The 25,213-nt window shown below is 48.1% G+C and carries 22 protein-coding genes; 9 read left to right on the top strand and 13 right to left on the bottom strand.

Going from position 1 to position 25,213, the window contains the following annotated elements; genetic code table 11:
- Positions 1 to 127 precede the first annotated feature (127 nt).
- Entirely contained in the window at positions 128 to 1,141 is a 1,014-nt protein-coding gene (locus tag P402_RS0102600; RefSeq protein WP_026827285.1) for a zinc-binding alcohol dehydrogenase family protein, read from the top strand.
- Positions 1,142 to 1,192: 51 nt separating this feature from the next.
- Here the strand turns inward: P402_RS0102600 and P402_RS17030 are convergent, their stop codons facing one another.
- The gene (locus P402_RS17030; protein ID WP_200868714.1) at positions 1,193 to 1,366 is read right to left on the bottom strand and encodes a hypothetical protein; all 174 of its coding nucleotides are present in this window, start codon (positions 1,364 to 1,366) and stop codon (positions 1,193 to 1,195) included.
- 213 nt (positions 1,367 to 1,579) lie between these two features.
- On the opposite strand from P402_RS17030, the gene P402_RS0102590 reads away from it, so the two are divergent.
- Complete coding sequence (locus tag P402_RS0102590) at positions 1,580 to 4,018, top strand: HAMP domain-containing sensor histidine kinase (RefSeq protein WP_026827284.1); 2,439 nt, start codon at positions 1,580 to 1,582, stop codon at positions 4,016 to 4,018.
- 45 nt (positions 4,019 to 4,063) lie between these two features.
- On the opposite strand, the gene wrbA is transcribed toward P402_RS0102590, so the two are convergent.
- The 4 genes from wrbA to P402_RS0102570 all read right to left on the bottom strand — a co-directional run bounded on the left by wrbA (position 4,064) and on the right by P402_RS0102570 (position 10,312).
- Positions 4,064 to 4,666, bottom strand: a complete 603-nt coding sequence (gene wrbA / locus P402_RS0102585) for an NAD(P)H:quinone oxidoreductase type IV (RefSeq protein WP_026827283.1) — start codon at positions 4,664 to 4,666, stop codon at positions 4,064 to 4,066.
- Between the two features lie 105 nt (positions 4,667 to 4,771).
- A complete protein-coding gene (locus tag P402_RS0102580; protein ID WP_026827282.1) occupies positions 4,772 to 5,806 on the bottom strand; it encodes a DUF2332 domain-containing protein in 1,035 nt (344 codons plus the stop codon).
- Between the two features lie 107 nt (positions 5,807 to 5,913).
- A complete protein-coding gene (locus P402_RS0102575; protein WP_026827281.1) occupies positions 5,914 to 7,947 on the bottom strand; it encodes an acyltransferase family protein in 2,034 nt (677 codons plus the stop codon).
- A gap of 205 nt (positions 7,948 to 8,152) precedes the next feature.
- The gene (locus P402_RS0102570) at positions 8,153 to 10,312 is read right to left on the bottom strand and encodes a hypothetical protein (protein WP_026827280.1); all 2,160 of its coding nucleotides are present in this window, start codon (positions 10,310 to 10,312) and stop codon (positions 8,153 to 8,155) included.
- 185 nt (positions 10,313 to 10,497) lie between these two features.
- On the opposite strand from P402_RS0102570, the gene P402_RS0102565 reads away from it, so the two are divergent.
- Positions 10,498 to 12,297 (top strand): LTA synthase family protein, encoded by a 1,800-nt coding sequence (locus P402_RS0102565; protein WP_026827279.1) that lies wholly within the window; start codon positions 10,498 to 10,500, stop codon positions 12,295 to 12,297.
- Between the two features lie 68 nt (positions 12,298 to 12,365).
- Here the strand turns inward: P402_RS0102565 and P402_RS0102560 are convergent, their stop codons facing one another.
- The 5 genes from P402_RS0102560 to groES form a co-directional block, all read right to left on the bottom strand.
- The gene (locus P402_RS0102560) at positions 12,366 to 13,307 is read right to left on the bottom strand and encodes a HEAT repeat domain-containing protein (protein ID WP_026827278.1); all 942 of its coding nucleotides are present in this window, start codon (positions 13,305 to 13,307) and stop codon (positions 12,366 to 12,368) included.
- Complete coding sequence (locus P402_RS0102555) at positions 13,294 to 13,869, bottom strand: GNAT family N-acetyltransferase (RefSeq protein ID WP_026827277.1); 576 nt, start codon at positions 13,867 to 13,869, stop codon at positions 13,294 to 13,296. Before P402_RS0102555 ends, P402_RS0102560 begins: the two co-directional genes overlap by 14 nt.
- A gap of 84 nt (positions 13,870 to 13,953) precedes the next feature.
- Positions 13,954 to 14,493: an ATP-binding protein gene (locus tag P402_RS0102550; RefSeq protein WP_026827276.1), complete on the bottom strand. Its 540-nt coding sequence runs from the start codon at positions 14,491 to 14,493 to the stop codon at positions 13,954 to 13,956.
- A 264-nt stretch (positions 14,494 to 14,757) separates the two neighbouring features.
- Positions 14,758 to 16,395, bottom strand: coding sequence for a chaperonin GroEL (groL, locus tag P402_RS0102545; protein WP_012371630.1), 1,638 nt, complete (start codon positions 16,393 to 16,395; stop codon positions 14,758 to 14,760).
- 19 nt (positions 16,396 to 16,414) lie between these two features.
- Complete coding sequence (gene groES / locus P402_RS0102540) at positions 16,415 to 16,699, bottom strand: co-chaperone GroES (RefSeq protein WP_012371631.1); 285 nt, start codon at positions 16,697 to 16,699, stop codon at positions 16,415 to 16,417.
- A gap of 220 nt (positions 16,700 to 16,919) precedes the next feature.
- Between groES and P402_RS0102535 the strand changes: the two genes are divergently transcribed.
- Both P402_RS0102535 and P402_RS0102530 read left to right on the top strand, forming a co-directional pair.
- Positions 16,920 to 17,612 (top strand): CPBP family intramembrane glutamic endopeptidase, encoded by a 693-nt coding sequence (locus P402_RS0102535; protein ID WP_026827275.1) that lies wholly within the window; start codon positions 16,920 to 16,922, stop codon positions 17,610 to 17,612.
- Between the two features lie 21 nt (positions 17,613 to 17,633).
- Positions 17,634 to 17,867, top strand: coding sequence for a DUF4305 domain-containing protein (locus tag P402_RS0102530; protein WP_026827274.1), 234 nt, complete (start codon positions 17,634 to 17,636; stop codon positions 17,865 to 17,867).
- 308 nt (positions 17,868 to 18,175) lie between these two features.
- Here P402_RS0102530 and P402_RS0102520 read toward each other — a convergent pair whose 3' ends face one another.
- Together P402_RS0102520 and P402_RS0102515 are read right to left on the bottom strand one after the other, a co-directional pair.
- On the bottom strand, positions 18,176 to 19,471 hold the full coding sequence (locus P402_RS0102520) for a cation:dicarboxylate symporter family transporter (protein WP_026827273.1): 1,296 nt from the start codon (positions 19,469 to 19,471) through the stop codon (positions 18,176 to 18,178).
- A 156-nt stretch (positions 19,472 to 19,627) separates the two neighbouring features.
- A complete protein-coding gene (locus P402_RS0102515; protein WP_026827272.1) occupies positions 19,628 to 20,686 on the bottom strand; it encodes an NAD(P)/FAD-dependent oxidoreductase in 1,059 nt (352 codons plus the stop codon).
- 184 nt (positions 20,687 to 20,870) lie between these two features.
- Between P402_RS0102515 and P402_RS0102510 the strand changes: the two genes are divergently transcribed.
- From P402_RS0102510 to P402_RS0102495, 4 genes are all read left to right on the top strand, one after another.
- Positions 20,871 to 21,662 carry an ABC transporter ATP-binding protein gene (locus P402_RS0102510; protein ID WP_026827271.1) on the top strand — a complete coding sequence of 264 codons (792 nt, stop codon included), beginning with the start codon at positions 20,871 to 20,873 and terminating at the stop codon, positions 21,660 to 21,662.
- Between the two features lie 4 nt (positions 21,663 to 21,666).
- Positions 21,667 to 22,578, top strand: coding sequence for an iron-hydroxamate ABC transporter substrate-binding protein (locus P402_RS0102505; protein ID WP_026827270.1), 912 nt, complete (start codon positions 21,667 to 21,669; stop codon positions 22,576 to 22,578).
- A 64-nt stretch (positions 22,579 to 22,642) separates the two neighbouring features.
- A complete protein-coding gene (locus tag P402_RS0102500) occupies positions 22,643 to 23,650 on the top strand; it encodes a FecCD family ABC transporter permease (RefSeq protein ID WP_026827269.1) in 1,008 nt (335 codons plus the stop codon).
- Positions 23,647 to 24,654, top strand: a complete 1,008-nt coding sequence (locus P402_RS0102495; protein WP_026827268.1) for a FecCD family ABC transporter permease — start codon at positions 23,647 to 23,649, stop codon at positions 24,652 to 24,654. Before P402_RS0102500 ends, P402_RS0102495 begins: the two co-directional genes overlap by 4 nt.
- Positions 24,655 to 24,708: 54 nt before the next feature.
- Here the strand turns inward: P402_RS0102495 and P402_RS0102490 are convergent, their stop codons facing one another.
- Positions 24,709 to 25,194, bottom strand: a complete 486-nt coding sequence (locus tag P402_RS0102490) for a hypothetical protein (protein ID WP_026827267.1) — start codon at positions 25,192 to 25,194, stop codon at positions 24,709 to 24,711.
- Positions 25,195 to 25,213 lie beyond the last annotated feature (19 nt).

Below are 25,213 nucleotides of genomic sequence, written 5' to 3'. Positions count from 1 at the left end.
CAATTTAATGATTTGACGTCAGAGGAAGGAAATGCGTTTTCTAATTTTGGACGGGTTTCGTTTTTCGTGACGCGTGGAAAAGTTCAAAAGATACTTATCTCTGAAAGGATGTTTTGTCATGCAACAAATGAAGGCTATTGGATTCCACAAACATTTACCGATTACAGAAGTTGACAGCCTGATTGATCTTGAGATCGAACGCCCGGTCGCACAAGGACACGATCTTTTAGTTGAAGTCAAAGCCGTTTCAATCAACCCGGTCGATACGAAAGTCCGGGCTAAGGGCGCGGACGAACAGGAACCGAAAGTCATCGGCTATGATGCATCTGGTGTCGTCGTCGAAGTCGGGGATCACGCATCCCTCTTTTCCGTCGGTGATGAAGTCTACTATGCCGGCGCCATCAATCGTCCCGGTTCCAACAGTGCTTTCCAACTCGTCGATGAACGAATCGTTGCGAAGAAGCCGGAACGTTTGACGTTCAGTGAATCGGCAGCTCTTCCCTTAACCGCTTTGACGGCATACGAAGCCATGACGGACCGCCTCCAACTGACATTCGATGCCAAATCAAATCTTGAGAAGACCATCTTAATCATCGGAGCAGCCGGCGGTGTCGGCTCCATCGCGACGCAACTCGCGAACCATGCCGGCCTGACCGTCATCGGGACCGCATCCCGTCCGGAAACGATTGACTGGGCGAAAGCACATGGTGCCCATCATACGATCAATCACCACGATGATTTCCGGGAACAATTGAAGAAGCTCGGTTACTCTTACGTGGACTACATTTTTTGTCTGAATGCGACGGATCAGCATTTTGATGCGATGGTCGATGTCATCGCTCCGCAAGGAAAAATTTGCAGTATCGTCGAGACCGATCAAGCACTCAATCTCAGCGCGTTGCAACAAAAGAGTGCCACCTTCGCTTGGGAGTTCATGTTCACCCGCTCCCTGTTCGAGACACCTGACATGATCCGCCAACATGAAATTCTGACGCAAGTCGCGACCTGGCTCGATGAAGAGACACTGGAGACGACTGTCACCCAAACGTTGATCGGACTGAACGCAGAGAATTTAAAAGAGGCCCACCGCCTCGTCGAGAGTGGCAAGACGATCGGTAAAATCGTCGTCGAACAGCATTGATCCAAACAACAGGGCGTCCTTTCTCTTTCGAGAAGCACGCCCTGTTTTTGATTATCTGTTTTTTTGACGTCTCATCGAAAAGACGATGGCGGCAAACAACGACAGGAGTCCTCCCGCCCAGCCAATGACTGGTGCATATTGAAACGTATCACGCAGCAACATCCCTCCGATAATCAGGACCGCAGCATCCGCCGCAAACAGCACTGCTAAAAATCGATAGTTCATCTTTTTTCCTCCTTTTGTGCGAAAGTACCATTCCTTCTTACTTCTTACCCATCATGCAGTTTTTTTGGTATGAATTTCTTGTATTTAAGATAATTTTCTAATAAGACTATTTTTCTGAGTCTAAAAAATGTACGATTACGGTAAGAAATAGGTATAGTAGTTACATCTATTTATCCACGAGGAAAGCTGACGTAAAGGGGCATCCATAATTATATGAAAAAATGGTTCAATCAAAAAATAAGCCGGCAAATCATGTCTGCTTTCTACCTTATACTGATTACGCTGTCAGTATCTTCGATTGCCGCTTACTTTTATACAAATCACCAGGTCGTAAGTGCCAAAAAAAGTCTTGATGCCATCAGTGAACGTCAAGAACGGGCGACGTCGTTGTGGGATGATTGGCAATCCTTACAATATGAGATGCGCGGATACATTGTATTCGGCGATGACACCGTTCTTGAGACCATCAATGAAAAAAAAGCATCACTTGAGCAAAAAACAGAGTGGTTCGAACAAAACGGAACCTATAAAGCCGATCAAATTTATGCATCGGATGTCCGCTCCCTCTATACGTCTTACACGACATTCGTCATGCCGAGCCTGATTAAATACGTGAAAGCAAAACAAGACGGCACTGTCGATGAAACGTTTTTACAGATGCCGAGTTTGAAATCGATGATGCCGCAAGTCAAACGGGATCCGAATCGAAAATTCAAGATGAACGCTTCGAACAGCGAAACGATGCGGAAAAGTGTCAACACGATGGAAAGTGTCTTCACGAGCTACCGGACGAGCCTTCAAGCGAAAGAATCGATGGCGAAGGATAAACTCATCAAACAAACGAAATATGCGGAATGGATTTGGCTCGTCAATTTACTTGTCCTTTTCCTCGTCATTCTTTTGATCATCCGACCGTTTATTGAACGGACGACACGTCAAATTCAACTCCTCAGTAAAGAAAGTAAGCTGCTTGCGCAAGGACAACATACCGCACCGTTGATTCCTATGAATCGGACCGACGAAATCGGTGAGCTCAGTAAATCGTTCCATCAAATGGCGACGGCCCTGACCGACAATAAACACCGGTTGATGTCGTCCAATGATAATTTAGAGCAGGCGCTGCAACTCACCTTACGGAACGAAGCACACTTGAAAATCCGGAATCAGTTGACGGAGACCCTTGCTTCCCGCGACACAGTGACCGCCTATCCTGCCGTCATCGAAAAGATGGTGGAGATTACGGATTCGACGAACGGGTCCTTGATCTTCAAGGAAGGGACGACGGTGACAAATATCATTTCCTACGGTCTGACGGAACAGGAACAGGACGATTTGATTGCGACCATCGAACCCGTCATCCGCAGAGCACGGAAGGATAAAATCCCGCATACCGCTCAGTTTGCCCAACGCGCGATTGCCGTCACACCCGTTCTTGATGCCAGCACCGATGAGATCATCGCCTATATCTACCTGATGCGTCTCCATCATCCGTTTGATTCGCAGGAACAAGAAGAACTTGCTGCCTTTGCACGTCAACTTGCCTTGTCGTTACTCCGGATGCGGACGTTCGACGAAATCGGACGGGAACGCGAAAAAACGGCCCGCTTGTTGAACTCGATCCGGGAATCGATCGTCTACATCGAACCCGATGGACCGATTCAATTGATCAATCGTCCGTTACTCGATTTGTTCGACCACCCGTCTGTGAAGGATTCGAAAGCGGAATGGCTGATTGAAGTCAATGATTCCATCACTCATTTAAAATATCAGGTTGATCAACTGCCGGAGTTTGAACTCTATTTACGTCAAACGTTCATCGAGCGCAAAACAGGCGAAGGTATCACCTTCTCAATCAACCGGGAGAAACGTTTTATCAAAACGTATTCGGAAGAAATTCACTACGGCGGAAAATTCCGCGGGATTCTGCTCGTCCTCCGTGACGTAACCAACGAAGTGGAAATCGACCGGATCAAAAACGAACTTGTCTCGACGATTTCGCACGAATTACGGACTCCGTTGTCCTCGATCTACGGGTTCACGGAACTGATGATTCAACGTGACCTGCCACCAAACCGTCAAAAGAAATATCTGGCTGCCGTCCATTCGGAAACCGAACGGCTGTCGCTGTTGATCAACGACTTCCTCGATCTTCAGCGAATGGAAGCAAATCGACAGGAGTATACGTTCGAGCCATTTGATTTACTGGCGATGATGAAGGACTTAAAGCAGTTGCACAGCTTGTCCTCTTCAGCACATAACATCCAGATCTTCTCCGAGGAGACGGTCCAAATCATTAACGGGGATTCGAAGAAAATCCGTCAACTGTTCGGAAACTTGGTCAACAATGCCATCAAGTATTCACCGGGCGGTGGTCCGATTGAAATCCGATTGACGGAACAGAACAACCGTGTCACGGTCGCCTTGACCGATCACGGCATCGGGATTCCGTCTTCAGCGATGAGTGAATTGTTCCAAAAATTCTACCGTGTCGACAATTCCGATACCCGTCAAATTGGCGGAACCGGGCTTGGCTTATCGATTTGCCGCGAAATCGCCCGTGCCCATGACGGCGAGATTCATGTCGAATCGATTGAAGGACAAGGTTCGACGTTCACGGTCGACTTACCGCTCAATCCGACTCCACCGTTATGACGAAAAAACCGCACCACTTCCTTGTCGGAATGGTGCGGTTTTTTATTATCCTTTGATGCGGCTTGCGATATCGACGGTCCGTTTCGCCTGATGACGAACGGCAGGTTCGACTGACTCGACCATGTTTCCGTCCTGGTCGACAGTAACGGTCGTACCGTACGGGTTTCCGCCTGCTGCGAACAGAACCGGGTCCGAATAGCCTGGTGCTGCGACAATCGCGCCCCAGTGGAACATCGATGTATAGACGGCAAGGACGGTTGCTTCCTGTCCACCGTGCGGATTTTGTGCAGACGACATGGCACTGACGACTTTATTGACGAGTTTTCCTTGTCCCCAAAGACCGCCTGTCGTATCGAGGAACTGTTGGAATTGTCCCGGGACGTGTCCGTAATGGGTCGGGACGCTGAAGATGATGGCGTCCGCCCAGTCGAGCAGATCCGGTGTCGCTTCCTCGACGTCGCGTGTCGCATCGGTATGTTTTTGCCAGAGTGGATTCGAGGCAATTGCTTCTGCCGGTGCCGTCTCCTTGATTTTCGCAAGGCGGACTTCAGCGCCGGCCGCTTCTCCTGCTTCTTTCGCCCACGTGGCGAGTTGATAATTGGTTCCGGTCGAACTGTAATAGATGACAGCCAGTTTCACATTAGACATGACTTCGCTCCTTTTTTCAAAAACAGTGACGGACGATGGATGTACAAATCATCTTTTCCCGTTTTTTGGATAAAGTAACACGTTTCCCTTGAATTCAAGAGGATTTTACACTTCTTGTGTTACGAGCCATTTGAACCAGCGGCCGTGTCCGTCCGTTTCGGCAATCGTCTGTTCCGTCAAGACGCCGTCGATGTACGAATCAAGGTGCAGATAACGATCCTGAACATTGTTATAAACGTGATAGAGATTGCGCGTCCGACCGATTTCTTCGACGACCTGCAACAGTTCTTTTTTGACCGCGAGCGGCATCTGGTTCGCGACATGCGTATGGAAGATACAGAGGATGCTGTCATCCGGTGTCTGTGCTGCATAGTGCGGCAACAAGCGGACTCCGTCCCCTTCGACCAGCTCCAGCGGGAACTCTTCGACGTACCGGGCAGCCGACTCGAACATCGCGAGCCGCTCGTGGTGTTCCGTCCAAATTAACGCTTTCAGCCAGAGTTGTTCGTCCGCATCTTTCAAGTCGACGATGTTCAGATCAAGTCCGATCCGACTTGTGACCGGCGGCGGTGTTTGTGCCATGGCAGGCGTTTCCGTCCCCTCGATGACCGATGTCAACTGAAGGCGCGATGATGGATTTCCGACGACTTCCCCGTTTCCGTATACGTAGCTGTATTTATCAAACAACAATTGCAAGCCGGCACTTGTTCCAATTTCGAGCAACGCAAGTGGTTGCTCGGTCTGTTGATGAATCTGACTGAAGACCGGATAAAGATACGTACAGCGCCGGACTTCATTCGTTTGAACGAGCCGTTGCGCAAGCAACAGAATCAGATCCGCTTCGTACGTCTGACAAAATGACTGGAAGTCGGCAAACGCATTATTAAAAGGCTTCGGCTGGTTCGTCACGCTCGGATAATACGTGGCGAGCGGATGATCGACGCCTTTGAGCAGCAGGTAATGAACTGCTCCGAACAGGAGGTTCGGCACCGGTTGACCGTCGCGGGCATGCCGGCATAGGCTAAGAATTCCTGGATCCTTGGCAATTTCGAGTGATAAGTATTCGTATAACGGACTGGAGTCGCGGCACTCCCGTTCGGCAAACGTCTGAAAACGTTGTGCGAGTTCAGTTTCTGTCATGTGTTGTTCCCCCTTTTTACGTTCCCTGTTATATTCCCCAAATTATTCCAAAGACCTGTTTTCTCTACAAAAAACACCTCCACCCATAAGTGGAAGTGTTTCAGTTCTTACTTTTCTTCTTTTTTCTTCAGGATATCCGTCACGACTTCATTCAGTTTCTGTTTGAAGACCGGTCCGAAGCTTTCAGCATACGAGTTCGTCATATGACTGACGTCACGATAGATGACGACGTTCCCGATGACTGGACGGAATTCGCCATCGACCCGGAAGTGATCCGTTAAATCGAGTTTATAGAGCGACTTGTTCGTCTTTTCGAAGTTTTTCCAGTACGCTTCATCGCGTTGGTTGACTTCGGCGTTCATCTTTTTCGTCGTTTCCTTGATGTTCGTCGTCTCAAGCGATTCGAGGACGTTGAAGCTGTAACGCGGATTATCCCGCAGCGCCAGACCATCGATGCCGTACTCATCCTTGACGTACTGCATTTGATCGACCATCTGTTGATGAATCTTATCTTTCGTCGCATCTGCCGCCGTGACGTGCGAGATGATCAGATCGACATCAGCATCCTTTAAATAGTCGAGGACGTTTTGATTCCAGATGCCTTTTAAGACATTATCATCATAGCCGGTCGAGAAGCGTGTCCCGGAACGGGTAATGTTTAAAATACGGTACTTTTCGCCTTTTGCGGCTTCATGAATCGCTCCGAACCACTGCTCCGAGTGTGAGCTCCCGACAAGAGCGATGGTCGCGATGTAGTCTTTCGTCTCACCGTATTCGCCGACTTTGACGTCACTTTTATTTAGTCCTTGGTTGCTGCCGTCGACATGGACGAGCGGCAGATCATCAAAGACATTCGCATACGATGGGAACGGATCGTGCTCCGGCGTTTTGTCCGGATTCTTGACGGCCATTGCGCCCGGATAATCGCTTGCGCTGACACCGTTCTTTAATTCCTGTTCTTCGAAATATTTCAGTCCGAAGAGTGACCCGATCAACAAGACATTGATGCTCATCATGATGCCGAGCTTCTTGAAAGCCGCCCGGTCGACTTTTGCACTGCGAATCGGTTTTTCAATAAATTCCGTCATCAGGTACGACAATAAAATCGCTGATAGAATGATGGCCGTTCCCATGAGGAAGCCCGGTGTCTGCTGGACGTTGTAGCGGTAAAATTCAAGCAGGACCCAGTGCCAAAGGTAAATTCCGAAGGCGATGCCTCCGAGTTTGACCATCGGCTTTGATCCGAGGAAACGTTTGATGCCGAACGTCGTGTCGCGTGTTCCGGACAAGACGATGAACAATGCACAGGTCATCGGCCAAAGGGCGATGTAACCCGGGAACATTTGAGAAACGTTAAAGAGGATACCGGTCAGGACAAGACCAATCAGACCGAGCCAGCCCATCAAGGTCGCCATCCATTTCGGAACATGGATCGACGACAGGTTGATGCAAAGCAGGCTACCTAAGGCAAATTCCCAAACGCGCGTCATCGTGATGAAATAGGCCCACGGCTGATTGACTTCAGTTAAATAAATCGAATAGCTTAACGATGTGACGAACAACACCCCTAAAATCGTGTTGATCATCGGTTTGACGTTTTTAATCGTATACTTCTTGACCATCCATAAGATGAATGAGAACAGAACAAACCAAATCATATAGAACTGACCTTGAATCGACAGTGCCCAGAAATGTTCGACCGGCGATTTCATCTGACTCGCATCCAGGTAATCCGTACTCGAGATGGCGAGTTGCCAGTTTTGATAGAAAAACATCGAGGCGACGACTTCACGAATTGTCTTCTCTAGAATCGATTGCGGCAGTAAAAATGAACTGAGAACGAGGACGACGGCCAAAATGAACAGGACCGACGGCAACAGCCGTTTAATTAATTTTGTCACATAAGGCAGGAAACGAAATTCACCCGTCCGGTTGATCGTCGAGATAATCGACGTCGTGATCAGGAATCCGGAGATGACGAAGAAAACATCGACACCACCCGAGACACGGTTGAACCAAATATGATAGACCGCGACGAGCAGGGCGGCGACAACACGCAACCCCTCGATTTCAGGGCGGAACTGGCTTTTGGTGTTAATGAGTTTTTGAGGCGGTGCTTCTTTTTGATTCAGTTGATTCATTTTGTATTAGCTCCTATACTTTTTTTCTCATGCAGAAAAAATTGAATTGAAATTTTTCCCTTCATCGTTAAACACGCACCAATCCATCCTAAAGTAAAATACTTATAAAATCCACAACATTTAGAAATTAAATTTTACAATTTATTCGTTTTTTCCCATAACAAATACGACTCCTCCAGCGTGGAAGAGTCGTATTATATCCGGCTTATTTCACAGTCAGTGTAAAGATTTTACTCTTGCGTAATTTGATTGATTCCGCATGAACCGTCACACGTGTGCCGCGTTTTTGTTTCGGGAACGTCATCGTCTGTGTTTTGCCGGTCGCGATTTTTGTATACCGCTTTTGATTGATCGTCACGACAATCGTCTTGCCTTTTGTCGCTTTGACTTTCCAGGCTGTACTCGTCGGACTTAGTGTCGTCGTGTACGATTTCAGCGTCGGATTACCGGCTGCGACGACCCGTTGCTCGGAAACCTGCAGTTGCGTTCCTTTGCGCGCCACGAGCTTGACGACCTGGCCGGCTTTCAACGGTTTGGTCGGGATGGCGAAAATCCGTGTTTTCTTCCGGTCGATGTACGCTGTGTACTTGCCGTCGATGTAGAGTTTTCCGTAAGACGCATCCGCATCGAGTACACCGTCAATTGTCGTCTGTTCGTCGTTTAACGGATTGTTTAACGTACTGTACAACATCACGCTGTCTTTTAACGCCAGTGATTTCGAGACGTAACTGCCGGAACGGACAATCCGGTACTCGGCCAGTTGATTGGTATACGGAATCGTCAGTTCCGTCTTCTTCGTTGCCGGAACGGCTGTGATTTTTTTCTTTCCATGATAGACGGTATACGTTCCGCCGTCCTGTTTACTCTCCAACCGGTACGTAAAGGTTTTGAAATTCGTATTCGTCGACTGGGTCACACGCGGAATTTCGTATCCGGCGACCGTCCGTTGTACCGTCGTTTTCTGATCGAACGTATTTTCGTCACCGATTTTAAACGAGACCGGCTGCCCGAGCAATCCGGTCGTGCCGAGTCCGATGGTCAGCATCCCCTTCTCGTCCGAGACCGCACTGTTGATAAGTGTTCCGTCCTGACGGAACACGTTGACCGGTACATCAGCCTGTCCCAGATCAATCGGGTACGTATAGACCCCTTCTTTGACTTCCTTCAGTGAATCGAGCGTCGCCGTCAAATAGCGTTTGTGTTGATAACGCGTCGTGTCTTTCAGGACGACACCTGTTTCCGCCGTATACGCGACTGTATAGGCCGTATTGTAAATCCGCTTTTGACTCGTCGGAATCCGGACACCGTTCTCCTGGTCCACGTCGCCCGTAAACGTAATATCTCGAAGCGCAAGCGGCTCCGTTGTCCCGTCGATTCGCGTCAGTTGGACATCCGGTGTCAATGCCGTCTTTTCAAGAAATGCCGTATCCGCTTTCGTCCGATCGTCAATCGCAATCGGTTGACGTAAATACGCTTTAAAGTCGAGCAGCGTCGTTTGACCGTTCACCCGGTAAACGGCGCGTCCATCCGTCAGAACTTCCTGTGCCAGACCGTCGGAATAGTCGACGAGTGTTTTGACTTGTCCTGTTTGCTTGTTTAGAACATACAAGGAAGTTGATTGGTGATCGTCTTTTGTCTCGTCCTCTTCCGTCAATTGGATATACAAACTGTCTGCCGTCTCATAGGCGCCACGGACAACCTGATCGGTCCGTTTATTCGGTAAGGCGTACGTCTGCTTCGTTTCGACATTCCGAATTACAGCTGTTTTGCTGACATCAAGAATCCAGTCACCGGTTAACGAATAAAAGCTGTTTACTTCGACGGTCCGGACTTTTTCAAACGTCCCGTCTGTCTTCACATCGTACCAGTCGGCAACCCCGTCACGGATCAGGGAGAAACGATTTGGACTGATCCACTGAACGGAGGGACTACGTCCATCCTTTAGTGTATCGCTGATGACGAATTCGTTTCCCTGCCGCTCTACTATATGAAACGCATCCGAGATCCCGCGCGCCATAAGATGATTTTGATCGAGAACCCGTAAATACTCCAGGTTAGCCGGAAGCTTTACTTCTTCCGATGTACCGGTTTTGGCATTCATCAAATAGTACGGCTGGAAGCTTTCGTCAAAATAATCGTCCTGGAACAGGAACCATGTCTTGTCCGCAGAGTCCGCCCGCAGGAACGCGTATGGTGAAACGCCGCTTGGATACGGTGTCGTCTGCTTCGTTTCTAAGTCATAAAATCCGATGATTGCTTGATCATTCTTTTTAATGTCGTACGGTGCTGCTTCCGTCAATGTCGTCAGCGTTAACCAGGTTCCGCAGACGACCGCGGCACCTCCCATCCAATGTTTCCAGTTCATGTATGTAGAACATCCTTTCAAAATTCAGTGATTAATTCTATTTTATTCCATTTATTTTTTCTATTCAGATGTTTTTTGATACATCAGGTCAATGACAAACATATCCCAACCGATTCAAACGTTCGTTCCCATTTAGTTGAGGGTATAGACTACTTCACAATAATGACGAACGTTAGGAGAATATTATGATTGTATTTGGTTACGCCCTCTACTTATTGTTAGGCACGTTAAAATTCGTGCTGTTCAGCTTTTATACCAACACCGCTTTCCCGGTTGACCTCTTTTTCATGAACCTCGGCGGGATGTTCGTGCTGTCGAGTTGGACGCTGTTGATCCAGTGGAACAAACGCCGCTGGATTTGGTTGGGTCTTTTAATTGCCCACAGCTTCCTCTTGATTTCCGATCTGTGGTACTACCGTTACTTCGAAGATTTCCTGTCAGTCTCGTTGATGTCGCAGATGTTGCAGATGGGTGATGTCAGCAGCGGTTTCGCCGCCCTGATCCTGCCGTCCGACTTCCTGTTGTTTGCGGACAGCCTGATTTTCTTAGCGATTCTCTTCTTTACACGCAACAAGACGTTTGCGGTCACGAAAAGCAAACGCCAGAAGACGGCAGGTCTTGTCTTCCTCACGGGTGTAATCCTGTTTGCTGCGCCAGTCACCTACAGCGTCGTCAAAGAAGATCAACGGCTCAGCCAGTCGGTCTCCGACATGCGGGACTATTATCAGCTCGGTTTCTGGGGGTACCATGGACTCGATCTGTTCCGCGGAATCCAAGGAGCAATCGGCTCAGAAGAAAGCTTGACCGCGTCTGAGCGTCAACGAATCGAGGGCAACTCGACTTCAGCCGCAGACGGCGTCACGAAAAAACCGAATATCATTCTCGTCCAGCTCGAATCGTTCCAGGCTTCTGTCATCGATCAACAGATTAACGGTCAGACCTTAACACCGAACTTAAATCAGCTGAAAAAAGAATCGCTGTATTTCCCATCGTTTTATCATCAGACACACGAAGGGCGGACTTCGGACGCCGAATTCATTACGAACACGTCGCTTTATCCGTTAAAATCCGGTTCCGTCTATACCCGGTTCCCGGATAACGAGTTTGACGCGCTGCCCAATCTGTTGCGTACGAACGGATATGATACGGCCGCGATGCATGCGTATGAAAAAGGCTTTTGGAACCGCGATCAGGTCTATCAAAACATCGGATTCAAGCATTTTTTCAGCCAGGACGATTATCCGAAACAAAAGAAAATCGGTATGGCATTAAATGATAAACAGTTTTTCCAAAAATCGATTGAACACATGGAAACGTTAAAGGAACCATACTTCTCGTTCCTCGTCGCTTTGACGAGTCATACCCCATATGAAATTCCGAAAGACGAACAGCAACTGGACTTGTCCGGTTACGAGGATCCGATGCTGAAACGGTATTATCAAACGATCCGTTATGTCGACGGGGCCGTCGGACAGATGGTCAAGGAATTGAAGAAAAAAGACATGTGGGACGACACACTCGTTATCTTTTACGGCGATCATGACAGCGGTCTGACGAACAAAGACAGTGAGATGCAGCAAAAAGCGCAAATCGACAATGCTGTCGATGCTTTTGAACTCGACCGCCGTGTACCGCTGTTCATCAAGAAACCGAATCAGGACACGGGTAAAACGATCCAGGAAAACGGCGGACAAATCGATATCGCCCCGACGATCGTCGATTTACTCAATCTCGACGCCCCGTACATGACGGGACACTCGTTGCTTGATGACGAACCGAACCTGACAGCGTTCCGCGACGGTTCATTCCGTTATAAAAACTACTATTACAAAGCGAAGCTGACCGGGAAAGCGGGCAATGGCACGTGTTATGACGTCTCGACAAAAGAAGCGGTCGCGCGCGACATGTGCCGACCGCAGACGAAACAGGTGCGGAACGATTTGCGTCTGTCGGACGCGATCATTGAAAAGAACGGGTTGAAGTAAAAAAGACGAAGCCGGACTTTAATCCGGTTTCGTCTTTTTTTATTGTTGATGAATCTAGATTGTACAGATCATCTGTTGCCTTCGAGATGCTCATTCAGCCAGTCTTGCTCGTCGTCAAACATAACATTCCATTTTTTCGCGACGATCCAGTCAAATAACACCGGAATCGTCTTGTCGGATTGTCGATAGCGATTTAAAAAACGCAGTGCAGCCAGGCCTTCGTCACTTTGAATCTGCCGCTTCCGCTTCAACATTATTTTCAGCCGTTTGATGACCGGCTGAATGGCGGATGCATCTCCGTGTTTCACAATTCCGAGCAAGGCATACGTTTTGACGTCGATTGACCGATCCTCCAAACCTTTTAAAAACAACGGCAGGAACGAATCGTCTCCAAGTTCACTGAGCGCATTGAGTGCCGAGTGCCGGACATCACCTTTCGGATGATCTAGGAGCGGTAACAGATACGGAATCACCCGCTTCGTTCCGATTGTTGCCAACACAAAATTTGCACTTGTGATTTCAAATGAATCAGTGGAGGTCGTAATAAATCGAATTAAAGCATCCTCTACTGCATCTCCCCGACAGACACGTAATGCCTCAATTGCCGAATTTCGAACAGCCGAACGAGGATCCTCGACATACTTGATGATAGCTGCCGCATCGTCCACCTGTTCCTGTTTCGCCAGTTCATCAAGGACTTTGACGATTAATGTCGGCTTTGTCTCTTGTGCCAGCCGTTCTAACAGTAGGTTAACAACAAGGACGTCGCCTGTATTCGTACCAATCGTGCCAAGCATAAAGTAGAAATACTGTTTCATTTCTAGTCGCTTCGTCTGTTCAAGCAGGTCCATTAACACAGGAAGCATTTGAACATCCTGAAAGCGCCGTGCTATTTCATACGCCAAGTCAGACGGCGAACCTTCACTCGTGGAATAACCTCGTTCTTCATCGTACACATATTCATCAATCGACATCTGTTCCGCTAATGCGATCAATTCATCCTTGTTCATCGGCAGTTCCTTCAGTTTCCGAAAAAATCTTGTACCAGTATAGTGTCAAATCAATGTTCGGATTAGCGGATTGTTTCAGCGTATCCACACCACCAAGGACAAATCCTTCTTTGACGTAAAAACGGCAGGCAATCAGATTATCGTTTTGTGCTTCAAGCGATAGGCCAATCAACGACTGTCCCTTCGCCCAGGTTTCTGCTGCTTCAAGCAATAAGTGACCGACACCGCTTTTCCGGAAATCCTTTTTGACAGCAATGTTTTCAATATAGGCAAAACGGTTCCAGTCTTTCACGAGACGGATTTGACCGATGCAAGTGTCTTCATGAAAAGCTAACAAGACAATTTTTTCACTGCTGTCGATATAAGCAGACCAATCCAATTTGTCATCCGGAAAGCGGATTTCAGATGGAGTATCATATAACTCTTCTTCATAGGACCAGATGCCGTTCGAAAAATTCGGAATAAGCTTACCGATGATCGGAAAGAAGTCATTAGTCGTGTTGACGATAGTTACAAGATAATCTTTTAACGGCTGAATTATAATTTTTTCAAACGGATCCATTGAACTCATCCTTTGCTATGTAATTTCCAAGGTAACACTTCATAAAAAAAATATTAAATACTTCTTCTGAATTTTAACATTAGTTTAAATATTTTTATCCAAATACTGTTTAACCCTTGTAACACATTCTTCAATAGAATAGTCGCCTTCAATTCTTAAGATCGGACAAGATAATTTTTGCATCCACTGTTCATGTAAAATTTTGCTTCTTACTTCCATACCTGCATGATCATACAGAGCAGCCCACTTAAGAAAAGTTTGCGATTGTTCATACTTATCGCCACCCGGCAATACTTCTTCTCCATATCGTGCTATTTCACGTTGCTGTAATCTTGCAAGTCTGGTTTGTGGCGGAACCCATAAGAAAACAACGAGATCAAAATGCGACTCTAAGCATTCTCCCCACTTCACAACAGCTCCTGATAAAACCCATTTTTCGGATTTGGACAAATCATTTTTCAGCATTTCTATCCTGTCAGGTATAGGTCGTTGTTCAGTAAATTTAGATATCCAAAAATAATCATCTGTATCTAAAGCATTACATCGTAGAACCTCTGCTAAAGCTTTTCCCAGTGTGGATGTTCCGGATCCCGAAGCACCCATGATATGAATCCTGTTCTCCATGCTTCATTCCTCCTTACAGTTTTACCGCTTACTATACTAGACTTCTAATTATATAGTTTTCCTGAATTGAAATTACATTTATTTGAAAATAGACTACTAATTTTTCAAAGAATCCAAAAATAATTTTATTCATATCAAAAGAAATTCCATACTAAAAAAAAGAAGGCCCTTTATAAGTTCAAAGAACTTACAAAGGACCTTCTAGAACGTTAAAAGTGAATTACCAAACACGAACCCCATTAATCAGGAATTCATGTAGCTAAATTACATCATGCCGCCCATTCCACCCATGCCGCCCATATCAGGCATTGCAGGTGCACCGGCTGGCTCCGGTTTATCGGCGATGACGGCTTCTGTCGTCAAGAACATCGCTGAAACAGAGGCTGCGTTTTGAAGTGCTGAACGCGTTACTTTCGCCGGATCGACGATTCCTGTTTCAATCATGTCGACGTACTCGTCTGTTGCGGCATTGTAACCCATACCTTGCGCTTCATGCTTGAGACGCTCGACGATGACTGAGCCTTCTTGACCGGCGTTTTCCGCGATTTGACGGAGTGGTGCTTCAAGCGCACGAAGAACGATATTGACACCTGTCGCTTCGTCGCCAGTTGTGACAGCAAGAATCGATTCAACGGCTTTCGTCACGTGAATGAAGGCTGTTCCTCCACCGGCAACGATTCCTTCTTCAACGGCTGCACGTGTCGCGTTGAGTGCATCTTCGATCCGAAGCTTCCGTTCTTTCAGTTCCGTTTCTGTTGCTGCGCCGACTTTGACGACAGCTACGCCGCCTGCGAGTTTCGCGAGACGCTCTTGCAGTTTTTCACGATCGAAGTCGCTTGTCGTTTCTTCGATTTGTGAACGGATTGCTCCGACACGCGCTGTGATCGAGTCACTGTGTCCGTTACCTTCAACGATTGTCGTGTTGTCTTTTGAGACGACGACTTTCGACGCGCGGCCGAGTTGCGTAATTTGTGTTTCTTTGAGATCAAGACCAAGTTCTTCTGTGATCAATTCTGCGCCTGTGACGATCGAGATGTCTTCGAGCATCGCTTTACGACGGTCTCCGAAACCTGGTGCTTTAACGGCAACCGCGTTGAACGTTCCACGGAGTTTGTTGACGACGAGTGTCGCGAGTGCTTCGCCTTCGACGTCTTCCGCGATGATCAAGAGTGGTTTGTTTTGTTGGACGACTTGCTCAAGGACCGGCAGGATTTCCTGGATGTTCGAAATCTTTTTGTCCGTGATCAAGATGTACGGGTTCTCAAGGACCGCTTCCATCTTATCGGAATCCGTGATCATGTACGGTGATGCATAGCCACGATCGAACTGCATCCCTTCGACGACATCAAGTTCCGTCGTGAAGCCGCGTGATTCTTCGATTGTGATAACGCCGTCCTGACCAACACGTTCCATCGCTTCCGCAATCAATTGACCAACTTCTTCGTCAGCAGCTGAAATCGCCGCAACTTGTGCGATCGCTTCTTTGCCTTCGATTGGTTTCGCAATCGCGTGCAGTTCTTCGACGGCACGACGGACTGCTTTTTCGATCCCTTTACGAATGACCATCGGGTTAGCGCCTGCAGTGACGTTTTTGAGTCCTTCGCGGATCATCGCTTGTGCGAGGACTGTCGCTGTTGTCGTACCATCCCCTGCGATTTCATTCGTTTTTGATGCGACTTCTGCCACAAGCTTCGCGCCCATGTTTTCGAAGTGGTCTTCGAGTTCGATTTCTTTTGCGATCGTCACACCATCATTCGTGATGAGTGGTGAACCGAATTTACGTTCGAGGACGACGTTACGTCCTTTTGGTCCGATCGTCACCTTGACTGCGTCTGCTAATGCGTCTACTCCACGAAGCATCGCCCGGCGTGCTTCTTCACTGAATAAGATATCTTTTGCCATGACTGAAATCCCCCTTTGATTAGTTTGCTACTGCTAAAATATCGCTTTCGCGTAAGATTAAGTATTCGTTGCCATCGACTTTCACTTCTGACCCTGCGTATTGCGCATAGATGACGTGGTCCCCGACATTCACTTCAAGTGGTACACGGACACCCTGCTCCGTCACACGGCCTGTACCGACAGCGACGACTTTACCCTCTTGCGGCTTTTCTTTCGCTGACCCAGGAAGAACAATTCCTCCGAGTGTTGTTTCTTCTTTTTTAACGACTTCGATCACGATGCGATCACCAAGTGGTTTTAACATGCGAAACATCCTCCTTGAACATGACTGTTTTTTAGCACTCACTTAATTGGAGTGCTAACATATTTTTATCTTAAACGGTTTTCAGTTGGAATTCAAGCCCGAACCCTTATCCGTTTTCCCGAAATCGCCATCTTTGAACCATCACCATTCGTGCGCCCGGTCGGTTTGTTTGTTACAATCGGGACAGTACCTTCATTACAAAGGAGTTGTGTCCTAACCGATGAAAAATTCCGTCAATCTGCCGTTCAACATGGCAGAGAAGTGGCAAATGCGTCACGTCATTCCGATCGTGATTTATTTAATCGTGCAACTTGTTCCGGCAACCTTTCCGAGTTTCCTCTCAAAAAGTCAGATTCCGAGCGTCCTCGGTTGGTGGCTCGCGATTGGTTTTACCGTCGCCGTGATTGTTTCCTTCTATTGTCTGCGTCCTGATTGGCAAAAGTGGAAAGCAGAAGGCAATCAGACCGACACGATGGATACGTTAAAGTGGATCGGGATTGGGATTGTCTTGTTGTATGTCTCCCTGATCAGTGTCAATCTGGTGGATGCTTGGCTGTCTGGTGGTATCGAGAATATTGCGAAATCACAAAATACGGATGAAATCATGAAGGCCATCCAGGTCATTCCGATTCTTCAAGTCATGGTCGTCCTGCTTGGTCCAATCATGGAAGAATTTTTGTTCCGCCATATCATGTTCGGAAACCTCTCGACGAAACTGAACTTCATCTTCAGCTTCGTTCTCAGCGGTGTCATCTTCGGTTTGATTCACGGAGATAATAAATTCTTGATATACGTCGCGATGAGCTTCGTTTTCTCGCTTGTCTTCGTCAAGACCCGCCGTATCATTGCACCGATCGCCATTCACGTCTTTAATAACGGCATCGTCGTGCTTGCCCTCTACGCAACGACTTAATTAACGAAAGGTAGTGTTTTCATGCGACAAGGTTCAAACTTCATGGCATTCTTTTATGCCATCTTCGGTATTCTGTTCATGTACCTCGCGTACAGCAATTCGATTGAGGCCGGAACGGTCTTCAACTTCTGGACAATCCTCTTGACGCTGTTCGCAGCGGTCGACTTTTACCGTCTTTACCTCATCTTCCGCTTCCGGATGGCAGCCAAGAAGATGATTAAGAAAGAACAGGAAAAAAAGAACGACAAGAAATAATGCAAAATGAGATCGCCGATTTTACTCGGTGATCTCATTTTTTTCTGATCCTATCAAACGATGTAACGATTCGACAAAAGGAAGGTATCGTGTGTTTCGCCCGACTTCTGCGGGAAAAGGAAGCTCCGCTTCCGTCAGGAACAGGCGAGACCCTTTCGTCAGAGACGACAGCGGCTTGCGTTCCGCCCGAGAAAAGCGGGCGTGACAAACACGATACCGCGGTCAGCGAACAACAGATTACGTCCTCCTATTTCTAAGATAACAAAAAAAGACCAGATGACGATTCATCTGGTCTGCTGTCGTACCTATTATGCACTTTTCACTTTATCCTGCTTACCTTCCGTCGACATGAACTCGTCCAGCTGGTCGGAGTCAAGGACACCTTCCCATTTCGCGATGACGAGTGATGCAAGCGTGTTCCCTGTCACGTTGACGACAGAACGCATCATATCCATGATCCGGTCGATCCCGGCGATGAAGGCAAGACCTTCTGGCGGAATTCCAACCGTTCCAAGTGTCGCGAGTAAAACAACGAACGAAACGCCAGGTACCGCAGCCATTCCTTTTGATGTCAACATCAAGACGAAGACGAGCGTCAACTGCGTGCCGATCGATAAATCAATGTTGTACATCTGCGCGATGAATAACGCCGCCATCGCTTGGTAAAGTGCTGATCCATCGAGGTTAAACGAGTAACCCGTCGGAACGACGAAACTGACGATTGACTTTGGAACACCCATTTTTTCGAGTTTTTCCATGACACGCGGTAACACCGTTTCCGACGATGCCGTCGAATACGTCAGAAGTAATTCATCTTTGAAGACACGGACGAAATCCGAGACACGAACCCCGACCCATTTCATGATCGACCCGAAGACGATGACCATGAATAGAAGTGCTGTGACATATAACGTTCCGATCAATTTAAACAATGAACCGAGTGATTCGATTCCGAACGTCGAGACGGTAACACCAATCAGGGCGAAGACACCGATTGGGGCGAACTTCATGACGATGTTAACCAGGTTGAACATTGCCGCCGCGACCCCTTCGAAGAAGCGGACGACCGGTAAACCTTTTTCCCCCGCGAATCCGACACCAAGTCCGAACAGAACTGAGAAGAAGATGATGGCCAGCATATCGCCACGCACCATCGCATCCAGGATGTTCGTCGGAACGATATTAACGATTTTCTCGACAAGACCTTGATCTTTCGTCGTTTCTTCCGTTGCGACGTACGTTGAGATGTCTGTCTTTTCGAGCGTCGCCATATTGATACCGGCTCCCGGCTCAACAAGGTTTGCTGCGAATAATCCGGTAAAGATCGCAATCATCGTAACGATTGTAAAGTAACCAAGTGTCTTCGCGCCGAGACGACCAAGACTTTTTGGACTTCCGACCGATGAGACACCGAGAACGATTGTTGTAAAGACGATTGGGACGACGATCATTTTCATCATCCGGATAAAGATATCACCGATTGGCTTCAGCCACTCCGCGACATGTGGATTCCCGTAAAAGATACCACCGACGGTAATCCCGAGAATCAATCCGATTAAAATCTGCCAAGCAAGACCAAGTGGTTTGCGTTTCGTTGCTGCCATAATCTGCCTCCTTAATTTCACACGTTTTAAAAACACATAAGTGAATTTTGTCCTAAATACAGCAAGATGTCAAATCGTTCTGTATTAGTACAGAATGGACAAAAAACGTGTTCCTACTGCCAAAAAGGCTGTAGAAACACGTTTTTGCTCTGTCTGTTAACGATTTTGATTGACCATTTCCTGAATCAATTCCCGATTCCGTTTTTTAAAGACTTCATTATGGGACGACACCATCGCGACTTTCGGTGCCTCCGGTTCAATAAACTTCTTCGCCCGGTTGACAGCATTCGCTGCATCCTGGAATGCACCGGAGATGAGATGAACTTTGCCATCATGCGACAGGATATCACCGGCTGCGTAAAGGCCGGGCACACTTGACTCACTTGATGCTGTACCGGCGATGTAAAAATCATCGACCTGTTGCAACTCAAGATCGCAGTTCGCAAGCAACTCTGCATCCTGCTCATAGCCGTGGTTGATGATGACTTCGTCAATCTCAAGCGCCACCGTCTCGCTTGTTGCACAATCGATCAGTTCGACCGAGGCAATCCGGTGATGGTCGTCACTCGCAACCAGCTTATGGATCGTCGTATTGAGCAGACAAACAGCCGAGCTGTTGACGAGCTGTTCAACTTGCGCCTCGTGCCCCGTGAAGCAGTCTTTCCGGTACGTGACGTAAACTTTTTTTGCGACCGGTTCGAGCTCGTTCGCCCAATCGATTGCCGAGTTACCCCCGCCGGAAATAATGACGGTCTTATCCTTAAACCGTTCAATTGATTTGACGGTATAGTTCAAGTTCGACACTTCATAGCGTTCAGCGCCTTCGATTTTCAGCTTCTGCGGGTTGAGGATTCCGCCTCCGACGGCAACGATGACCGTCTTCGAATAGTGGACCGTTCCCGATTCTGCCTCTAGCACAAAATTGCCAAACACATCTTTCGTGATCGAGATGATCTTTTCATTCAGATGAACGGTCGGATTAAACGTCAGTCCTTGTTCGACCAGCTGTTCCATCAGCTTTGCACCGGTAATGGGCGGCTGACCCCCGACGTCCCAAATCATCTTCTCCGGATAGACGTGAATCTTTCCACCCAGTTCTGCCTGATATTCGATCAATTTCGTCTTCATTCCGCGTAGTCCACTATAGAAAGTAGAGTATAACCCGGCCGGGCCTCCACCAATTACCGTTACATCGAACAATTCCTGCTGTTCCATCTCGCTCACTCCCTCACGATTCGATACGACTGATTATCATTCTCATTCCCAATGATAACGTGAACATGTCTTGAAGACAAGAAAAAATGTTGACAGCGTTTTTATCGAACTGGTATGGTTAGGTGGACGATAGTGATAATCATTATCAATGAATACAGCTTTAAACGAAAAGGAGTCTGTGCATATGGTACGTCTAGCAACAGAAGAAATCAGCATCGGTTACGGAGATCGTACCATCGTCAAAGACTTGACGGTTCAGATTCCCGATCGACAAATCACGACGATCATCGGGGCGAACGGATGCGGCAAATCGACGTTACTGAAAGCGATGACCCGGATCATTCCCCATCAATCGGGACGCGCGTTACTTGATGGTCTCGATATCGCGAAGGAGAGTACGAAACTGCTTGCCCGGAAAATGGCTATCCTGCCGCAAACACCGGAAAGTGCAAGTGGTCTGACGGTCGCAGAGCTTGTCTCATACGGTCGCTTTCCCTATCAAAAAGGATTCGGGCGTCTGACGAAACATGATTACGAGATCATCGACTGGGCACTGGAAGCGACAGACACGACGGCATTCAAACATCGTCCGGTCGACGCTTTGTCCGGCGGTCAGCGGCAACGGGTCTGGATCGCGATGGCCCTCGCTCAGGAAACGGACATCATTTTCCTCGACGAACCGACGACCTATCTTGATCTCGCCCACCAGCTGGAAGTCCTCGAGCTGCTGGAACAGCTCAACCGGACGCAAGGCCGGACAATCGTGATGGTGTTACACGATTTGAATCAAGCGGCACGTTTCGCCGACTACATCATCGCCATGAAAGACGGTGAAGTCGTTAAAGCCGGAACGTGTGAGGAAGTCATCTCAAAAGACGTCCTGAAAGATGTATTCCATATCGATGCCGAAATCGGTCGTGATCCGCGCACGAATAAACCGATGTGCGTCACCTACAACTTAATTAAGGGAGATTGAAGTCATGAAAAAACTGCTATTACCGGTTCTTTTATTGTTAACGCTTGTGATTGCCGCCTGTGGCAACACGGAGAAAAAAGAAGAGACATCGTCCGCTGATACAAAAAAAGAAACGATTACCTATAAATCCGAAAACGGAGACGTCGAAGTACCGGCGAATCCGAAACGTGTCGTCGTCCTCGCCGGTTTTGCCGGAAACGTCATGGCGCTCGACGTCCCACTCGTCGGTGTCGACTCATGGTCTAAATCAAATCCGAAGTTTGATCTGAAAAACGTCAAAGAAGTTTCAGAAGAAAACGTCGAAAAAGTCATCGAACTCAATCCGGATCTCATCATCGGTTACAACACGACAAAAAACATCGATAAATTCAAAAAAATCGCACCGACCGTCACATACACATACGGAAAAGTCGACTATTTGACGCAACACATCGAAATCGGTAAATTACTCAACAAAGAGCAGGAAGCACGCGACTGGGTCAAAGACTTCAAAACACGTGCTGCGGACGCTGGAAAAGAAATCAAAGCCAAAATCGGTGAAGACAAAACGGTTTCCGTCATCGAAAGCTTCGACAAACAGCTGTACGTCTTCGGCGACAACTGGGGCCGCGGTACAGAAATCCTCTACCAAGAGATGAAATTGAAAATGCCTAAAAAAGTCACGGAAATGGCGTTAAAAGACGGCTATTACGCGTTATCACCTGAAGTTCTGCCGGAATATGCAGGCGACTATCTGATCTTCAGCAAAACAGCGGAAGCAGACAACTCGTTCACTAAAACGGACACGTACAAAAACATCCCTGCCGTTAAAAACAACCACGTCTTCGAAGTTGATTCAAAAGAGTTCTACTTCAACGATCCACTCACACTGGAACGTCAACTGGAGTTCTTCAAGAAAAATTTCCTTGGCGCGTAACGTATACTAAAGGAGGGAGCCTCATCGCTCCCTCCTTTTTTGGGATTCATACAAACTGGAGGCGATATCCGTGTCATCCGCTCGACTACCTTTTGGCTTAAAAATTTCATTCGGACTCATTCTGTTCGTCATCATGTTTTGGCTATCGATGACGTTTGGTGCTGCTGATACGACGATCCGCGAAGTCTGGAACGCCTTGACGTTCGGTCCGCTTAACGATAAAGCAAAAATCATTCAGGAAATCCGGCTGCCGCGTGAACTGGCAGCGATTCTCGTCGGGGCCGCCCTCGGCATCTCCGGGGCGATCATGCAGGCAATGACCCGAAATCCGTTGGCGGATCCCGGTCTGCTCGGTCTAACAGCCGGTGCCAATGCGGCCCTTGCCCTGGCACTCGTCTTCATTCCCGGCATCAACTATTACGGCATCATGCTCGCCTGTTTCCTCGGGGCAGCACTTGGCGCAGCACTCGTCTTCGGCATCGGTGCTTCCCGAAAAGGCGGCTTTTCGCCGCTTCGGATCGTCCTTGCCGGCTCTGCGATTTCCGCCTTCCTGTATGCGATTGCTGAAGGGATCGGGATTTACTTTAAGATTGCCCAGGACGTCTCGCAATGGACGTCAGGCGGTCTCGTCGGCACGACCTGGGGACAGCTTCAAGCCATCACGCCGGTCATCATCATCGGTACATTGATTGCGATGATTTTCGCACGTCAATTGACGATTCTCAGCCTGTCGGAAGAAGTTGCACTTGGTCTTGGTCAAAACATCACCCGGATCAAAGTCGTGTTGTACGTCGTCGTCATCCTGCTTGCCGGTGCTGCCGTCGCCTTAGTCGGCAACATGGCCTTCATCGGATTGATGATTCCGCATATCGTCCGGGCGATCGTCGGGACCGATTACCGTTACATTCTGCCGATGACGGCTGTATTCGGAGCAACCTTCATGCTGCTTGCCGATACGATCGGCCGGACGCTGTTCGCACCGTACGAGACCCCGGTCATTGCGATTGTCTCGATGCTCGGACTGCCGTTCTTCTTGTTGATTGTCCGTAAAGGAGGTCACGTTTTCTCATGATGGAAACCCGTTTACGCAACCGTCAACGCCTGATCTTTTTATTATTAAGTCTGTTATTGCTTGGAACGATTGTCATCAGTATCGGTCTGGGGCCTGCGTCCGTCTCGTACGATCGCCTGTTGCCGACCCTGTTCGGACAAGGATCGTTCAAAGAGGACTTCGTTCTGTTCTCGCTCCGTCTGCCACGAATTATCATTACATTACTTGCGGGAATGGCACTCGCCTTGTCCGGTTCGATTTTGCAAGGCATCACTCGTAATGAATTGGCGGACCCTGGAATCATCGGGATCAACACAGGAGCCGGTGTTGCGGTGGCGATTTTCTTCCTCTATTTCCCGGTTGATGTCGGCTCATTTATCTACGGATTACCGGTTGCTGCATTCTTAGGTGCTTTAGTGACGGCCGTAGCCATTTACGCGCTTTCTTACGACCGGAATCGCGGCTTGCAACCAATCCGGTTGATTTTGACCGGCGTCGGCTTTTCGATGGCGTTGTCCGGCATCATGGTCATTCTGATCTCGTCGACAAAACGCGAAAAGGTCGACTTCATTGCCAAATGGCTGGCCGGTAACATCTGGGGCACGGACTGGACGTTTGTCTATGCTCTGTTGCCGTGGCTGATCGTCCTGATTCCGTTTACACTCTATAAATCGAACAAGCTCAACCTGCTCGCCTTAAATGAACCGGTCGCAATTGGCGTCGGCGTATCGATTGAAAAGGAACGGATTCAACTGTTGCTGACGGCTGTCGCACTCGCTGCATCCGCCGTCTCTGTCACCGGTGGGATTTCCTTTATCGGTTTGATGGCGCCGCACATTGCCCGTGCGCTCGTCGGTCCTCGCCATCAATGGTTTTTACCGATTGCGCTGTTGATTGGCGGATTTTTGCTCGTCCTGGCCGATACAATAGGACGCAACATTGCCGATCCGGACGGCGTGCCTGCCGGTATCGTCGTTGCCCTTATTGGTGCCCCGTACTTTATCTATCTGTTGCTTAAAAAATAACGACAACAAAAAACGAGGACCGGATATTTACTCCGCTCCTCGTTTTTTTGTTGTTCAATATTTAACGCGCCGCGCTTCCCGTTCCGCGAGAATCAGCTCGCGTTCTGATAAATGCGTCGGATCGAGTCGTTTGATCCGGGAATCGACGAGACGGTCGAGTGACAAGACGGACAGTAAAAAGACAAGAATCGGTCCAATCAGCGTTGGTCGCGACACATACGGAATCAAGAACTGGGACGCAACGACAAGTAGCAGCTCGCTAATCGTAATGACGATGTACGGCAACCCGAGGTGATCCCAAACTTCCATCCGGTCAAATCGTTTTGTGAAGTAACGGTACTTCAACAAACGAACCGTCCATTGGTAGCCGAGGACTGGAATCAGTAAAAAATAATGCATCGATGCTTCAGAGAAATTAAAATCATCTGCCAGAAACAAAAAGACGACCAAGACGAGTATAAAAAATACCGTCTGGACATGCCGGGCACGTTTCGTGAAGCGCAGATAATCAAGCTTTCGTTGTCGTCCCACCTCTTCCATACCATTCTCCCCTTTCCAC

The sequence above is a fragment of the Exiguobacterium sibiricum 7-3 genome (genome assembly GCF_000620865.1).
GTDB classification, from domain to species: Bacteria; Bacillota; Bacilli; order Exiguobacteriales; family Exiguobacteriaceae; genus Exiguobacterium_A; species Exiguobacterium_A sibiricum_A.
This window is presented reverse-complemented; position numbering and strand designations above follow the sequence as displayed.

What these genes read in the sequence shown, in the direction of transcription:
- wrbA (WP_026827283.1), bottom strand. Translation starts at nt 4,666, where the DNA reads ATGTCTAATGTGAAACTGGCTGTCATCTATTACAGTTCGACCGGAACC.
- groES (WP_012371631.1), bottom strand. Translation starts at nt 16,699, where the DNA reads ATGTTAAAACCACTTGGTGATCGCATCGTGATCGAAGTCGTTAAAAAA.
- P402_RS0102495 (WP_026827268.1), top strand. Translation starts at nt 23,647, where the DNA reads ATGATGGAAACCCGTTTACGCAACCGTCAACGCCTGATCTTTTTATTA.
- P402_RS0102515 (WP_026827272.1), bottom strand. Translation starts at nt 20,686, where the DNA reads ATGGAACAGCAGGAATTGTTCGATGTAACGGTAATTGGTGGAGGCCCG.
- P402_RS0102565 (WP_026827279.1), top strand. Translation starts at nt 10,498, where the DNA reads ATGATTGTATTTGGTTACGCCCTCTACTTATTGTTAGGCACGTTAAAA.
- P402_RS0102520 (WP_026827273.1), bottom strand. Translation starts at nt 19,471, where the DNA reads ATGGCAGCAACGAAACGCAAACCACTTGGTCTTGCTTGGCAGATTTTA.
- P402_RS0102510 (WP_026827271.1), top strand. Translation starts at nt 20,871, where the DNA reads ATGGTACGTCTAGCAACAGAAGAAATCAGCATCGGTTACGGAGATCGT.
- P402_RS0102555 (WP_026827277.1), bottom strand. Translation starts at nt 13,869, where the DNA reads ATGGATCCGTTTGAAAAAATTATAATTCAGCCGTTAAAAGATTATCTT.
- P402_RS0102580 (WP_026827282.1), bottom strand. Translation starts at nt 5,806, where the DNA reads ATGACAGAAACTGAACTCGCACAACGTTTTCAGACGTTTGCCGAACGG.
- P402_RS0102490 (WP_026827267.1), bottom strand. Translation starts at nt 25,194, where the DNA reads ATGGAAGAGGTGGGACGACAACGAAAGCTTGATTATCTGCGCTTCACG.
- P402_RS0102550 (WP_026827276.1), bottom strand. Translation starts at nt 14,493, where the DNA reads ATGGAGAACAGGATTCATATCATGGGTGCTTCGGGATCCGGAACATCC.
- P402_RS0102505 (WP_026827270.1), top strand. Translation starts at nt 21,667, where the DNA reads ATGAAAAAACTGCTATTACCGGTTCTTTTATTGTTAACGCTTGTGATT.
- P402_RS0102570 (WP_026827280.1), bottom strand. Translation starts at nt 10,312, where the DNA reads ATGAACTGGAAACATTGGATGGGAGGTGCCGCGGTCGTCTGCGGAACC.
- groL (WP_012371630.1), bottom strand. Translation starts at nt 16,395, where the DNA reads ATGGCAAAAGATATCTTATTCAGTGAAGAAGCACGCCGGGCGATGCTT.
- P402_RS0102575 (WP_026827281.1), bottom strand. Translation starts at nt 7,947, where the DNA reads ATGAATCAACTGAATCAAAAAGAAGCACCGCCTCAAAAACTCATTAAC.
- P402_RS0102590 (WP_026827284.1), top strand. Translation starts at nt 1,580, where the DNA reads ATGAAAAAATGGTTCAATCAAAAAATAAGCCGGCAAATCATGTCTGCT.
- P402_RS0102600 (WP_026827285.1), top strand. Translation starts at nt 128, where the DNA reads ATGAAGGCTATTGGATTCCACAAACATTTACCGATTACAGAAGTTGAC.
- P402_RS0102560 (WP_026827278.1), bottom strand. Translation starts at nt 13,307, where the DNA reads ATGAACAAGGATGAATTGATCGCATTAGCGGAACAGATGTCGATTGAT.
- P402_RS17030 (WP_200868714.1), bottom strand. Translation starts at nt 1,366, where the DNA reads ATGAACTATCGATTTTTAGCAGTGCTGTTTGCGGCGGATGCTGCGGTC.
- P402_RS0102530 (WP_026827274.1), top strand. Translation starts at nt 17,634, where the DNA reads ATGCGACAAGGTTCAAACTTCATGGCATTCTTTTATGCCATCTTCGGT.
- P402_RS0102535 (WP_026827275.1), top strand. Translation starts at nt 16,920, where the DNA reads ATGAAAAATTCCGTCAATCTGCCGTTCAACATGGCAGAGAAGTGGCAA.